Below are 13966 nucleotides of genomic sequence, written 5' to 3'. Positions count from 1 at the left end.
AGACCACATTGGCACCAGACAGCATAATTACCGAACGTACAAGCATCTAGTCGACGTATTTCAAATTTTCTTTGGTTACTTCTGTGAATTAACTTGGTTTAAAGACAAAAATGTACCCAGCACAGGGCGCGCGCCGTCGCTTTAAAGCAGGTTATCCAATCCAAGCGAAGAGTCAGCCGCCTAACGTGTACTCTGTCTCCACAGTAATCGAACCGACGTAGTTAGAATATTCAGACATTCCCTCATCATCTAGCACATCTTCGCGCGTGTAATTTTCATTCGAGACGTAAAAATGAACCTTGTTGCCGACACAGTCCATGGTGATGTTACCTGCCTCGTTTTGGGTGACGATTTTGTAGCCGGTATAGTAGTTCAGATGTCGCGAAGGGGCTTCGCCAATCACAATAACTTGGGGGTCTAGCTTCTCCAGCCAGGAGTTCGGGATTTTGCCGCTCTGACGGCCGTGATGTGGGGCGAAAACAACCGTAGTTTTGGGCAAGTCGACGCTGTCGAAGATCTCCTCCATGAACTCGGTATGAAGATCCCCGATCCACATGACACTGGCGCCGCCCTCGAGCTGGTAGCGAGCGACCAGCGACATGTTGTTGAAAGCCAAGCCATCGGCGGCGTCGGCGAGGGCGGCCTGAAAACTGGCATGCGCCACTTCCGGCCAGAGGATGCTGATGCCGGAGCTGCCCCGCTCTTCATCGCTCAAGTTCATCCATTTGCGGGAGCAGCCTTTGAAAACATTGTAGACCGCTTGTGAGTCTCGCAGTTGGCAATAATGCTCAAATGACTCAGACGGACTGTCCTTGGTCGCTTGGTTGGCGACGCAATAGAAATTGACGATGCTGATCTGCTCATCCAGGTAAGCGAGACCCATGATGTGGTCTTCATCGGGGTGGGTTGAGATGAAACGCGTGATACTCTTTCCAGCCGAGATCGCCTTGATCTCATCGATGATTTCTTCCTTCTGCTCCTCGCTCATGCAGCAGTCGATAATCGTGAAATTGTCGCTGTTGTGAAGGATGTAAAACATGTCGCCGTTGCCGACGGACAGGGATTTGACCAATGACATTTCTTAGCTCTTGTGATGTTCGACGCGTTTGGTGATAAAATAATTTTGCTTGCGATAGGAAACGAGAAAGAGTGCCGCCAGCACCAGAAGGCCGATATTTATTGCCGTCCCGGGGGAGAGGGACGAGGAAAAAGACCTTAGATTGAAAGCTGCAAAAACGACCAGCAGCAGCGCGAAAACCGTTCTGTACATATTGCTGGTCTCCAGCAGAACCAAAATCTTCTCATCCTTGGCGCTGGCATCGATAAAGGCGCCATAGTTACGGGGCGGAAGCAACCTAAAAAGCCTGAGAGCCGGATCGATCAGGATTGAGCCCACACGGCTCACGACCATCCCGAGGAAATAATAGACAACCAAGTCCGCGACGAACGACAGGCTCCCGATGTGGTAGATATCCAGCAACGACAACAGCGCGGCCAAGATGGCGCCTGGAACCAAATTATTGAATAGATTGTAGGATGAAATTTTCGCCAGGATATCGTTCATCTGAAGCCCCCTCTCTGCCGTACCGTATGAAGACTCGCGTCAGATTTCAACGATGATTTATAAAGCAATTCTTTCGGCTTGCGCTAAGCACCTTGTCACCGGCGACATGGTGCTGGCGCATCGTCGGCGTCAGCCGCCGCTCGAAGCCTCTAAAGGAGACCGGTAACTTCTCTGGGGTTAGGCGGCGCGCAGAAGGGGCGGTTTGGGCTTGAATAATGGAGGCACGTTCGGTTCTGGCTGTCGGAACGGTGCCCGCAGCCGATCGCGAAGTTCGCCATTGATCTCCGCCGTCCTGACCTGCATGAGCATGTGCGCACCGTGGAGAGACCAGCGCATCTGCTGCTTCTTGACCATGCGTTTGCCGACAAGCGAATTCACTGCTGACTCGGCGAGGCTGGTGGCGACACGAAGCCCAGCTCGGTATCGCTTGCCATAGTTGACGATCGCGCCGCGGTTCGATCTGACATAGGTCAGGAGCTGCGAGCCGAGGCTATGAAGCCGTGCGATCGAGAACTCGCTGTCTCCTTGCGAATCCTTCACTCTCTCCAAGAGTTGCTCCAGGTCGCGGATCGCGCGATCGACGCGCCCATGCCACAGGCGCCACTTGACGGCTCTGATGTCCCTGTGGATGGTTGGAAGGGGCCTGGCACCGTCCGCGCGAGATCGAACCATGTGGTCGGCGATCTGCTGCATTGGTTGGAGCTTCATGGCGATGTGGAACCAGTCGATGATATGGCTGGTCGGCCTTGGCATGGCGCGGGGCAGGCGCTTCAGGATTTCGGCGCCATCCGAGATCACGGTGACGTCGCCAAAGCCGCAATATCCCTCTTGCTGAAGCGCGTGGAGCGCTCGATCTCGGATTGCGGTTTGGTCGGTGCTGCTGGTCACGAAATAGCGGCCACCGGGTTCGCCTCGACCGCCGCGACCGCATCTGGCTACAACGAGTTCGAAGTTTCGCGCTGCATTGGGATCGGCGCTTCGCACATGCGCTGTGTCGATGCTGATGATAAACTCTTTGCGCCGATCGCCGGGAAGCTCCATTTCGAGCTGGCGTCGATCATCAGCTTGCGCCCTTGCGCGCCGTTCTTCCTCTGCAACCTGCTCGTCCAGCCGTTCACCGATCCTGATGGTGCGCTTGCGCACGGTCGCATGCGTCTCGGTAGGCTCAATGGGCAGAAATTCGGTGAGCACTCTGGCGGCATCATGCTTCCCAGCCGCGCCGTCAGTTCCATCAGCTCGGGCGTCGCCCGATCCGGGCAGATTTCCTTCAGTGGCGCGAAAGCAACGACCATCCCTGGATGGCAATCCCCACACAGCATCCAGCGGGGATTGCGCACCTCCACCGTGCCGAACACAGTTCGGATCCGGCGCGCCGTATAGTCTTTGACCGGCCGGAACGTGTGGCAGTCCGGGCAAACCCGCCGAAACAGAGCATAGGCATTCACCTCCTGGTTTACGACCGCGCTCTGCAGCGCCGTCATGATCTTCTTGCCGTCTTCGATCGACAGGCCGATTTCGCCGTCGAACAGGCGCTCCCAGCTCTTGTCGACCCGGACCTCCCGACGAAAAACGTCGCCGAACTCGCTCTTTCCCTCGATTGTGATTGTCCACTCCACCGCCATCGTTGCTTCTCCGAACAAAGCGACGGTGATGAACTGCTCGGGCCTAACAATCCGTGCTCAACCCCAGAAAAATTACCGGTCTCACGGGGTGACCGAAGCGATGAAACGCAGGAGGCTCCTGAAGCAATCGAGAGCGCGTCGCTGGGACAGTAAATCGGGATCATTCGGTCGCGTCCTGCGACCTCGCGCGCTGCCCCACCACGTCAACCAGCTCTGGCATACCGCCAGGGTGGGCCTCCGCCAGCGAAAGGACCGGGGTCACGCAAGCGTCGCTATCGGCGAAGACGCTGCTCCAATCGTCCAGCGAGCGGGCCTTGAAGCGCTCGGTCAGGCCTTTCCTTGCCTCCGGCCAGCCTTCCTTGCGCTCCATCAGTCCGCTCAGTTCGGGCCAGCCGAGCTTCCGCCCGATCTCCGCGATGAACTTAGGCTCCAGCGCGCCGGCCGCAACCCAGCCGCCGTCCGAGGTAGCGTAGGTGTCGTAGGTCGGCATCCCGCCGCTCAAGGATCCGCGCCAGGATTCCTCCGGGTGCCCGCCCAGAACGGTCGCCGCCGAGATGTCGGACAGGAGATACCTGACGCCGTCCGTCATCGAGAGGCAGATGCGCTGTCCCTTGTCCGTACGCCCACGTTCGAGCAGTGCGGCCAGGATCGCGGATACGGCAAGGGTACCGCCTGCCGCGTAGTCGCCGATGATGTTCTGGGGGGCGACCGGCTTGCCCTGCCCGTCCCGGATCAAGGAGAGCACGCCGGACAGCGCGAGGTAATTGATGTCGTGGCCTGCCCGCGCCGCGTGCGGTGCCTTACTGCCGTAGCCCGTGATCTCGCACAGTACAAGCCGCGGGTTCTCCGAGCCGAGAACTTCCCATCCAAGGCCGAGCGCCTCAAGCTTTCCTGGACGCATCTCGCTGATGAAGACGTCCGCAGTCCGGACGAGCTGCAGGAGGTCAGCGCGACCCTCTTCCGACTTCAGGTTCAGCGGAAGCCGCGACTTGCCCCTGGCCAACGCGTCATTCGGACCTCCGCGTCCGGCGAGCATCGGGTCGTCGGCGGCTCCCGCATATTCTGGCTTCGCCTGCACCGGGTTCACGACCGAAATGACTTCCGCTCCCATGTCCGCGAGCACCATCGATGCGAACGGTCCAGGCGCGTTGACGGAGATGTCGATTACCTTGATGCTTGTCAGAGCTGTCTTCATCCGCGAGCGTCTCCAGCCACGATCATGATCTCTTCACCGACCTTGGAGATGGTGATGTGCGAGAAGGAATACTCGCCCGGCGCCCCGTGCCAGTGTGGATGCCCGCGGGGATCATGGCGAACCGTCTCCCGCCTCCATGACACGCTCGCCGGACGCATCGGCTACTACGCCCCTGCCCGAAACGGCGATCAGGATTTAAACGACCTTGTACATGTGCATGCGAACGCGAGCCGATGGCGAAGTTGACCAGGTAGGCCTTCAGCCTGTCTCCCCCGGGCTGCTCGCCAAGCCGCTGGAAGGTGATTATCACGGCTGTGTACAGCGGGCCGGTCACGACCTCACGTCGGACTTCTGCGGGGCTGGCTAGCACGACCATGAATGACTTCCCGGAATCGGATTGGACGGCTGCCGGATGATCCCCGCCCGACAACCATCCCGTGATGCCTCGCGGTCAGGCTGGCCCCAGGACCGCGACGGGATCGCCAAGGATCGCCTCGTTCACTTCGACGCCAAGCCCTGGTCCGCAGTCGTCGGGAAGCCGGATTTCTCCGTTGATGACACGAAACGGGTTTTTCACGAGGGGAAGGTCGTCGCTGACGTAGTCATACAGGCCGAAGACGAGATTGCGTGGCAGCGTGTGTGCCAGGTGCGTCACCGCGGCGAGCAGGATTCCCGACCCATAGTAGTCCTCGATCCGGACAGGCACGCCAAGGATTCTGGCAAGCGACATCGCCTGCCGGGTGGCCTCGATGCCGCCGATGCACGAGGTCTTCAGCGAGGCGACGTCAAGAACCTGGTTCTCGACCGCCTCGAGGAAACGCCGCGGACTGTCGAGCACCTCATCGAGCATGATCCGTACACCGGTGCGCTGGGCAACGGTCCGGCACTCCTCGTAGGTGTCGCAAGGATTCTCGATCATCGGCGAGAGTTCGCGCAGCGCCTTGATCACGCGGATTGCGTCATCGACGAGCCAGCCGCGGTTTGGGTCGTACCAGAGGCGCTCATGAGGAAGCGCTATCTCTTCGACCATTCGGATGGTCTCGATATCCTCATGTATCTCGCCTCCCCCGACTTTGATCTGGAATCGCGAGTATCCCTTCTTTCGCTCCCTGTCGAAGGCGGCAAGCGTCTGGTCGCGCGTTCCGATGCGGACCACGGCAAGCACCGGCAAGGAATCCGATACACGTCCGCCCCACAGGTCGATGAGCGGCAGGCCGTGTGCCTTCGCCGCGAGATCCCACAGCCCCATCTCCAGGGCGGTTTTCGCGTTGCCATGCCCTCTGAGCGCCGCGGATATGTCCTGCAGTATGGCCGCGACCTGTCGCGGATCGCGTCCTAGCACGACTGGCGAGACATGGCGGATGCCCTCGCGGGCGCCTGCCGAGAGTTCCGGCAGATAGTAAGGGGGCGCGGAGGAAACTTCGCCCCAGCCGACGAGACCGTCATCGGTTTCGATCTTCACCACGAGGACGTCGAGCGCCGGGTTGATCGACTGGCTCGACACATACCGCGTGAGCTCCATGCCGACGTCGATCGGCACAGAGTAGAGCGTTATCCTATCGATGCGCATTGGATCAGCTCTTCTTCAGGGCGATGCCCTGTCCGGCGACGGCGGGAACTTCCTGTCCGGTCTGGGACTGCAGGATCTGTTCGAGCCTCTTCGCGACGACAGGCCGCCAGTTCTCCGGCCGCCGCTCCGTCAGGTTGAACCCGAGACACTTCACCTCGTTCGTGGCTGCCAGCTCGTTCGTCTCCGACTTCCAGATGTGGTGGAAGAGGACGAAGCGTTTTTTGTCCATGCCGATGAGCTGCGTGGTGACATGGATCGGCGTGCCCAACGCCAGCTCGTTGATGTAGTGGACGTGGTTTTCGACGATGACGTACTCATGGCCATCGCGCGCTTCCATCGCGCTGTCGGGACCGTTCAGCCAGTTCCAGAAAGCCCAGTTCGCATGGTCACCCATGGTCAGGTAGTGCGCGACATTCACGTGCTGGAAGACGTCGATCCACTCTTGCCGGACTTCCGCCCGGAACAGCGTGAGCGGCGATTCGATATCGCCTGTCCAGGGCAACGGGGCATCATAGACTTCCGCCATTGTCAGCGTCCTTTCCAGTTGGGTGCGCGCTTCTCGGATAGAGCTGCCAGCCCTTCGGCTGCGTCCTCGCTCGTATAGACACGTCGGTACACGGGCAGATCAGCCTCGCGCATGATCCGGTAGGCTTCCCGTTCGCCGTGCCCTTCGGTCGCCCGGTCGATTTCCTTGATCGCCTGCAACGAGAGAGGCGCCGATGCGGCGATCCGATCGGCAAGCTCGCGCGCGGCCGACATTAGCTGGCCGCCGGGTACGACCTCATTCACGAGACCCCAGCTCTCCAGCATGTGCGCGCTGACTTGCCTTCCGGTGAACAGCATCTCCATTGCTATGGGCCGTGGAAGCCTGCGCGGAAGACGGATCACGCCGCCAGCATCGGCAATGAGACCGATGGCCGCTTCGGTGAGGCCGAATTTCGCATGTGGGGCCGCGACGATCAGGTCGGCGGCTAGGGCAAGCTCGAACCCGCCGCCGAGTGCCAGCCCGTTCACCGCCGCGATTACGGGCTTGTTCAGGCCCCAGTACTCCGTGAGGCCAGCGAACCCGCCGATGCCCTGATCGGCGTCCGGCGCTTCGCCCTCGGCGGCCGCCTTGAGGTCCCAGCCCGCAGAAAAGAACCTGTCGCCGCCGCCTGTGATGATAGCGACCGACAGGCTGTCGTCTTCGTTGAGCGTGCGGAACGCCTCGCCCAACTCCTTCGACGTCGCGGCGTTGATGGCGTTCGCCTTCGGCCGGTCGAGAACGATCTCGAGTACGCGGCCGCGTCTTTCTGTCTTAACCGGGGAACTCACGCACGCCACTCCATGATAGGGTCTCCAAGGACCTCCAGGTCGACGTCCACGCCAAGGCCCGGACCGCAGTCGTTGGGAACATTGACGCGACCGTCCACGACCCGGAAGGGGTTCTTCACCAACGGTACTTCCGGCAGGTAGTAATCGTATAGGCCGAAGCATGCCGCCTCCGGCAGGCCCTGAGCGAGATGGGCGACGGCGGCCAGAGTCAGGCCCGTGCCGTAGAAGTCCTCGATGCGCATGGGAATGCGGAGCCGTAGGCCAAGCTCGGTCAGATGGCGGTGCTGCGAGATACCACCCGTCGAACCCATCTTGAGGACTGCGACATTGATGATGCCGTCACGGGCGGCTCGGATGAAGCTCGGCTGGTCCTCGATGGCTTCGTCGAGCATGAGCCCCATGCCCGTGTGACGGGCGACCGTCAGGCACTCCTCGTAGGATTCGCAGGGCTGCTCGAAGAGAGGCGCGAGGTCGCGGCATAGCGGCATGATGCGCATGGCCTGGTCGATGGTCCACGCGCGGTTGGCGTCGAACCAGCAGCGCTCGCCTTCGCGCATGTCGCCCTGGCAAGTTCGGATGCGGGCGATTTCCTCCGAAGGCGAACGGTCGCCGATCTTGATCTGGAAGAGCTTGTAGCCCTGCGCGCGGAAGTCCGCGATCTCGGCAAGCTGCTCGTCCGGCGTGCCCGTACTGACGAGGCACAAGACAGGCATGTCCTCGACGACCCTGCCGCCCCAGAGGTCGACAAGCGGCAGACCCCTCGCCTTTCCGACCAGGTCCCAGAGAGCCATGTCTATGACCGACTTCGTCGGCTTGTGTCCGCGCATCGCGAAAGCGATCTCCTCCATCCGTGCGCGGTGGTTGCATGGGTCAGCGCCCAGAAGGATCGGGGCGATGAGGTCCAGACCCGCGCGTGCCGTCTGCGGCGACGTCGGCAGGTAGTAGCTAGGCGGGGTCATCGTCTCGCCCCAGCCGACGAGCCCTTCGTCCGTGTCGATGAGCAGCACAGTGGTTTCGAGCGGGATCGAGATCTTGAGGGCGTGGGTGTAACGGGTTTCGACGCCCCATTTGTCGAGGACAACCCGGTAGGCCGCGAGCCCGGTGATCTTCATCTTTACGCCTCCACTTTGGGAGGAAGGAGGACGAGGCTGCCGACGTGCTTCTTCTCGAAGAACTCCGACTGAGCGGCGTGGATCTGATCCAGCGGCCAGGACTTCGTGCTGAACGGCTTGATCCGGCCGGAGACGACCAGGTCGATGAGCCGCGGGAACGTGTCGCGCAGGTAGACCGTGGAACCGAACAGGGACAAGTTCTTGAGATAGAGCGTCCGCAGGTCGAGATCGACCTTCGGGCCGCCGATGGCCCCTGCCGTCACGTAGCGGCCGCCACGGCGCAGCAGCTTCAGGAGATCGGGGAACTGGTCGCCGCCGACCACGTCTGCCACGAGGCTAAGGTTCCTGCCGCCCGTGATCTCCAGCACCGCGGAGACGAGGTCCGGTGTCTCGCGGTCGATCACGTGATCGGCGCCCAGTTTGGAGACGTCTGCTATCTTCGACTTGCCAGCGACCGCAATGGCGGTCGCGCCGAGAGCCTTCAGGATCTGCACCAGGAACGTGCCGACGCCGCCGGAGGCGCCTGTGACGACTGCAAGATCGCCTGCCTTCGCGCCTGCCATCGAGAGCATGTTCATGGCCGTGCCGCCCGAGCATGGAAGGGTCGCAAGAGCCGCATCTGAAAGCGGAAAATCCTTCGGGATCGAGACGGCATTCACGGACGGGACGGTGGTGAACTGGGCGAACGCGCCATCGTGCTCGGACCCCAAGAAGCCCGCGCTGTCGAATCCTTCGACATCTTCCGGATCGCGGATGTAGGGATCGCAGACGACACGTTCACCAATCCGGCTCGCGTCCACGCCCTTGCCGACCGCCACGATGTAGCCGACGGCGTCGGCGCCCTGGATGCGCGGGAATGTGAGCCCGCCCTCCCAGTCACCCATGCCCTTCTCGGCCACCCCGAAACCGCTCTTGCCGCCTTCCGCCGTGGTGCCCGAACTGACCTGCTTGTTGTACCAGCCGGTGCGCGTGTTGATGTCCGTGTTGTTCATGCCAGCGGCAGTCACGTTGACGAGAACTTCGCCGGGACCAGGCTGGCAAACGGCAACGTCGTTGCGAACGACCAGCTTGTCGAGGCCGCCGTGACCGACGAGGTGCACGGCCGTCATCTTGTTCGCTGCTATGTTCACGCTCCTCTCGCACGCATGAGCTGTCGGCTTATGATGTGACGCTGTATCTCGGAGGTCCCCTCCCAGATGCGCTCGACGCGAGCGTCACGGTAGATACGTTCGAGCGGCAGGTCGGCCATCACGCCCATGCCGCCGCAGGTCTGGATGGCCTGATCGGCCACGCGCCCGAGCATCTCGGAGCACCAGACCTTCGCCATGGCGCAGTCCTCGGCGGTCGTCGGCGCGTTCTGGTCCACCTTCCACGCGGTGTTCATCAGCAGAAGGTCGCCGATGCGGATGTCCGTCGCCATGTCGGCGAGCGGGAAGCTGATTCCCTGGAACTTGCCGATTGGCTGCCCGAACTGTTTTCGCTGGGCAGCGAAGTCGACAGCGACCTCGAAAGCACGTTCCGCACGGGCAACGCAGACCGCCGCTACCGTCAGGCGGCCCGGCCCGAGCCAGTCACTCACCACCTTGAAACCCTCGCCTTCGCCGCCGACCATCTGCCAGTCGCCGACGCGGACGCTGTCGAAGTTCAGGATGTTGTTGTAGTAGCCGCGGTGCCCCATGTGGTCGTAGCCCCTCGCGACTTCGAGACCTGGAGTGTCGAGGTCCACGAGGAAGCACGAGATGCGCTTGCGGGGACCGCTTGACGTCTCTTCCTCCCCAGTCGCCGCGAACAGGATCACGAAATCCGAGTTCTGGGCATTCGAGATGAAGTGCTTCGTCCCGTTGATGATCCAGTCGCTGCCGTCCTTGATGGCGCGGGTCTTCATGCCCTTGAGATCGGAGCCCGCGTCCGGCTCCGTCATCGCTATGCATTCCCGCTTCTCGCCCCGCATCACGGGTTCGAGGAAGTGGGCGATCTGCTCTCCTTGGCACGCCGCGAGGATGTTGTTTGGCCGACGAACGCACTCGGCCAGGGCCAGGGATGCCCGTGACAGCCCTTTCTCGACGAGTGTGAAGGACACGCAGTCCAGTCCGGCTCCGCCCACGCTTTCTGGCATATTGCAGGCGTGAAGTCCGAGTGCCATCGCCTTGCGGCGGATGTCGAGTTCCAGTTCGCGCGGCAGTTCACTCGTTCGCTCCAGCAACGCCTCGTGGGGGATGAGTTCGGTTTCGCAGAAGTTACGGACCGTTTTGGAGAGCATCTCCTGCTCTTCGGTCAGCGAGAAGTCCATCAGTCCAAGCCTTCGTAACGAGCATTGGCGTGATCGAGCGCGGCCCGCAGTCCATTCTCGGCAGTCATGCGGCTGAACTCGGCGTATTCCGGGACAGGCTGCGCGCCCATGATAGCGACCTGCTCAAGGTAGTAGTCGGTCGCAGTGCGAAGGCCTTGCATCTCGTAGACGCGGTTCAGGTACATCTTGTGCATCCGCTGCATCTCGCGCGGCAGGCGTGCCATCAAGGTGGCCTTGCGGCGGGTCGCTTCCGCGAGCTGGTCCGGCTCGACCACCTCGGTGACCAGGCCCATTTCCTTCGCCTGGGCGGCGGTCAGCTCCCGGCCCGTCAGGAGAAGGTCCTTGGCGGTCTTCATGTTCACCACCCAAGGCAGGAACATGCAGTGCCCGGACACGCCATAGCGGACCTCGTTGTAGCCCATTCGGGTGTCCGAGGTGACGATCGAGACGTCGCAGAACAGGGAGAGCTCGAACCCCTTGCCGATTGCGAACTTGTGGATCGAGGCTATGACCGGCTTGGTGACGGTCCAGGGAGTGGTGAACTCCTCGAACTGATGGATGTAGTGGGCGCGATATTCGTAGATCGACGTGCGGTCTTCCGCGGCGTCTTCATCAAGATCGTGTCCGGCGCAAAATCCCCGGCCGTTGCCGCGGATGACGATAACGTTGACATTGTCGTCGCGGTCGGCGCGCAGAAGGCCTGCCTGTAGTTCGGCGATAAGCCTGAGGTTCATCGCATTCAGCTTCTCCGGCCTGTTCAGCGTCAGCCAGCAGACGTGCTCGGAGTCCACCTCGTAGACCAGGTGCTTGTAATCGGTGGTTTCAGGCGTGATACCCTGCATCGACTTCCCCTTCGTGTTAGGCGACACACTTCTTGCGGTGTGCAAGCTTCAAGACCGCGTCCACGGCAAGCGCGCCTTCTCGGCCGACCAGGATCGGGTTGATTTCGATTTCCTCCGCGCCTTCGGTGATCGCGAAGAGGCCTAGGGCCTCCAACGTGTCGAGCAGCGCCTCACGGTCGCCTGCGGGACGGCCCCGCCATCCCTTGACGCGCTCGGCCAACTTCAGGCGGTCCAAGGCACGCGAGAGTTCTTCCCGTCGGAAAGGCGCAGCGACCAAAGTGCTGTCGTTCCAGAGCTCGGCTTCCACTCCGCCGCCGGCGATCATCATGACGGGACCGACGGACGGATCATAGGTCACGGAAGCCAAGACCTCGGCAACGGTGTTCGCCGCCATCGCCTCTACGAGGACGAGGTTCAACGGAATGTTCGGTGCGAGGCGGCCCATGTCCGATCGCATCTTCTCGACCGCGTCCCGCACGTCCTTGGCCGAGGACAAGCCGATGCGAACCGCACCGACCTCGGTCTTATGAAGGAGGCGGGAGTCGAGAGCTTTGAGGACGACCGGGAAGCCGATTTCGGCGGCGACTTCGTGGGCCTTCTCGGGATTGGACACTCTCGACTTGGGAACCCGCACTCCAGCCCCTGCCAGCAACGACTTGGCTGATGCCTCGTCTTGATAGGTGCCGGCTTCAGGAACGATCGACGGGGCCACGGTCAGCTGCTCTAGCCCCGCCGCAATCAGCTCTTCGCGGCGCTCGCGCCACCAGACACCGTGCGACATCGCACGCATGCACTCCTCCAGGCCCTGCATGGCGGCAAGGCCGAGGCTCTGGGTGTGATCCCGGGCGTGGGCCGGGAAGCAGTCGATCATGGGGGCCAGCTGCATGGCGGCGACGTCGCGGCCTCGGCAGGCCGCGCCGAGCGCTTCGACCTGCGCGGCGTATTCGCTGATGTCCCACATGCCTTCGCGGGGATAGTTCTGCACCATCAGGGCGGCGTCGTAGCCTTCGTCGAGCAGCGCCGAGTAGATGGCCGTCTGACGGTCCTTGTCGTTCCAGGCGCCCATGGTGACATCCTGCGGATTGCCAGGCGTTGCCATCAAGGGAAGGACTTCCCGCAGGCGGGCGACCCGGTCCCCGGTCGGCTGAGGAAGCTCGAATCCTGCGGCGCTGAGGTGGTCGGCGAGCATCACGCCCAGCAAGCCGGACACGGCCGTCACGAGAACCCTGCGTCCCTTGGGCACCTGCCCCGAATGGAAGAGCTTCAGCGTCTCGAAGAACTCGGATTCCGAGTTTGTGGAGATGATGCCCAGCCTGTCGAAGAGGGCCTCCCAGGCAGCCCCTGCGCCGGTCATCGACGCGGTATGGGAAGCTGCCGCCTGCGCGCCTGCAGTTGTCTTGCCGAACTTGATGGCGACGATTGGCTTTCGGAGCTTGAGCGCCTTCGCCGCAGCCTTGCGGAGGACCGACACATCCCGAAGGCTTTCGAAGGACAAGCCGACGGCGGTGACGCGCGGATCGTCGAGCAGGTAGTCAACGCAGGCTTCCATGCCGGTCACCGCCTGATTGCCGCCACCGACAAGATGCGTGATCGGCAGACCTCGATCGGAGAATACCGCGTCGCATAGAAGGCCACCGCCCTGGCTGACGACGGCGACGCCCTTCTCGACCGAGTGAACCCCGAACTGGTCCATCATCGCGGCCATCGGATCGACGAAGTTGACCAGTCCGACGGCGTTGGGGCCGAGCATGGCCATGTCGCCAGCCGCGGCGACGAGTTCCGCCTGCAGGTTGCCGCCGTCAGCCCCCGTCTCGGCGAATCCGGCAGCATTGCAAACGATTGCTCTGCAGCCTTTGATACGGAGTGATCCGACCGCTTCCAGCGCGGCTTCGCGACGGATTGCGATGAAAGCCAGATCCGGCGCCTGCGGAAGCGCCTCGATCCAGGGGAAGCACGGAAATCCTTGCAAACTCTCGTATTTGGGATTCACTACCCAGGTGTCCCCGGAGAAGCCGAGGTCGCTGTGGTACTTCAATGCGGGATTGAGATTGCTGCCCCCGATGAACGCCACGGACTTGGGGCGAAAGAGGGCATCGAGGGGCTGTGTCATCTGGTTTCCGTGGAGAAGAAGCTTGCGTGGAGTATAGCGTTTCGCTCGGCTCCGCGGATGATCCCAACAAACAAAAAAATGACCCGCGTGAACATGAAGTCGGTACGAGCTTAGGTGGCGAAGGCTTTCTGCTCCGCCCGCTGTCGCTCATCGCCGGACTGGTGAGAATTGTTGAGGCTGGCGACCGGAAGGCCCGGACTTGCATTCGCCGATTCATTTCGCGCCGCCCGGATGCGACCGCCCTCAGGCCATTCCCTCAGTTCCAGGGGGGGGCTCGTCGAACTCCCGATATGGTCTTGTCGAACTGGCTGGCGCACGCGTTCGGACTGCCAAATAGGCTTGGTCCA

Annotated in this window: 11 protein-coding genes and 1 pseudogene; all 12 read right to left on the bottom strand. The window is 61.8% G+C overall.

Annotation, left to right across the window (positions count from 1 at the left end; genetic code table 11):
- Positions 1 to 172: 172 nt before the first annotated feature.
- Entirely contained in the window at positions 173 to 1078 is a 906-nt protein-coding gene (locus ACFSOZ_RS23140) for an MBL fold metallo-hydrolase (RefSeq protein WP_379101756.1), read from the bottom strand.
- Positions 1079 to 1081: 3 nt separating this feature from the next.
- Positions 1082 to 1564 (bottom strand): hypothetical protein, encoded by a 483-nt coding sequence (locus tag ACFSOZ_RS23135; protein ID WP_379101754.1) that lies wholly within the window; start codon positions 1562 to 1564, stop codon positions 1082 to 1084.
- Positions 1565 to 1741: 177 nt separating this feature from the next.
- Positions 1742 to 3186: pseudogene (locus ACFSOZ_RS23130) on the bottom strand (ISKra4 family transposase).
- A gap of 160 nt (positions 3187 to 3346) precedes the next feature.
- Positions 3347 to 4381: a CaiB/BaiF CoA transferase family protein gene (locus ACFSOZ_RS23125; RefSeq protein ID WP_095081508.1), complete on the bottom strand. Its 1035-nt coding sequence runs from the start codon at positions 4379 to 4381 to the stop codon at positions 3347 to 3349.
- A 451-nt stretch (positions 4382 to 4832) separates the two neighbouring features.
- On the bottom strand, positions 4833 to 5951 hold the full coding sequence (locus ACFSOZ_RS23120; RefSeq protein ID WP_379101751.1) for a mandelate racemase/muconate lactonizing enzyme family protein: 1119 nt from the start codon (positions 5949 to 5951) through the stop codon (positions 4833 to 4835).
- A 4-nt stretch (positions 5952 to 5955) separates the two neighbouring features.
- Positions 5956 to 6477, bottom strand: a complete 522-nt coding sequence (locus tag ACFSOZ_RS23115; protein WP_379101749.1) for an acyl-CoA thioesterase — start codon at positions 6475 to 6477, stop codon at positions 5956 to 5958.
- A 2-nt stretch (positions 6478 to 6479) separates the two neighbouring features.
- Positions 6480 to 7265 (bottom strand): enoyl-CoA hydratase-related protein, encoded by a 786-nt coding sequence (locus tag ACFSOZ_RS23110; RefSeq protein WP_379101747.1) that lies wholly within the window; start codon positions 7263 to 7265, stop codon positions 6480 to 6482.
- On the bottom strand, positions 7262 to 8377 hold the full coding sequence (locus ACFSOZ_RS23105) for a mandelate racemase/muconate lactonizing enzyme family protein (protein ID WP_379101745.1): 1116 nt from the start codon (positions 8375 to 8377) through the stop codon (positions 7262 to 7264). Before ACFSOZ_RS23105 ends, ACFSOZ_RS23110 begins: the two co-directional genes overlap by 4 nt.
- 2 nt (positions 8378 to 8379) lie before the next feature.
- The gene (locus ACFSOZ_RS23100) at positions 8380 to 9486 is read right to left on the bottom strand and encodes an alcohol dehydrogenase family protein (RefSeq protein WP_379101743.1); all 1107 of its coding nucleotides are present in this window, start codon (positions 9484 to 9486) and stop codon (positions 8380 to 8382) included.
- Between the two features lie 17 nt (positions 9487 to 9503).
- Positions 9504 to 10667 carry an acyl-CoA dehydrogenase family protein gene (locus ACFSOZ_RS23095; protein WP_379101741.1) on the bottom strand — a complete coding sequence of 388 codons (1164 nt, stop codon included), beginning with the start codon at positions 10665 to 10667 and terminating at the stop codon, positions 9504 to 9506.
- Complete coding sequence (locus ACFSOZ_RS23090) at positions 10667 to 11509, bottom strand: enoyl-CoA hydratase/isomerase family protein (RefSeq protein WP_379101739.1); 843 nt, start codon at positions 11507 to 11509, stop codon at positions 10667 to 10669. The genes ACFSOZ_RS23095 and ACFSOZ_RS23090 overlap by 1 nt, the downstream gene beginning before the upstream one ends.
- A gap of 16 nt (positions 11510 to 11525) precedes the next feature.
- The gene (locus ACFSOZ_RS23085) at positions 11526 to 13619 is read right to left on the bottom strand and encodes an acetate--CoA ligase family protein (protein WP_379101737.1); all 2094 of its coding nucleotides are present in this window, start codon (positions 13617 to 13619) and stop codon (positions 11526 to 11528) included.
- Positions 13620 to 13966 lie beyond the last annotated feature (347 nt).

This window comes from Mesorhizobium newzealandense, assembly GCF_042682145.1.
GTDB classification, from domain to species: Bacteria; Pseudomonadota; Alphaproteobacteria; order Rhizobiales; family Rhizobiaceae; genus Mesorhizobium; species Mesorhizobium newzealandense.
Note: the sequence above shows the minus strand (reverse complement) of the source record. Positions and strands in the feature narration are given on the sequence as shown.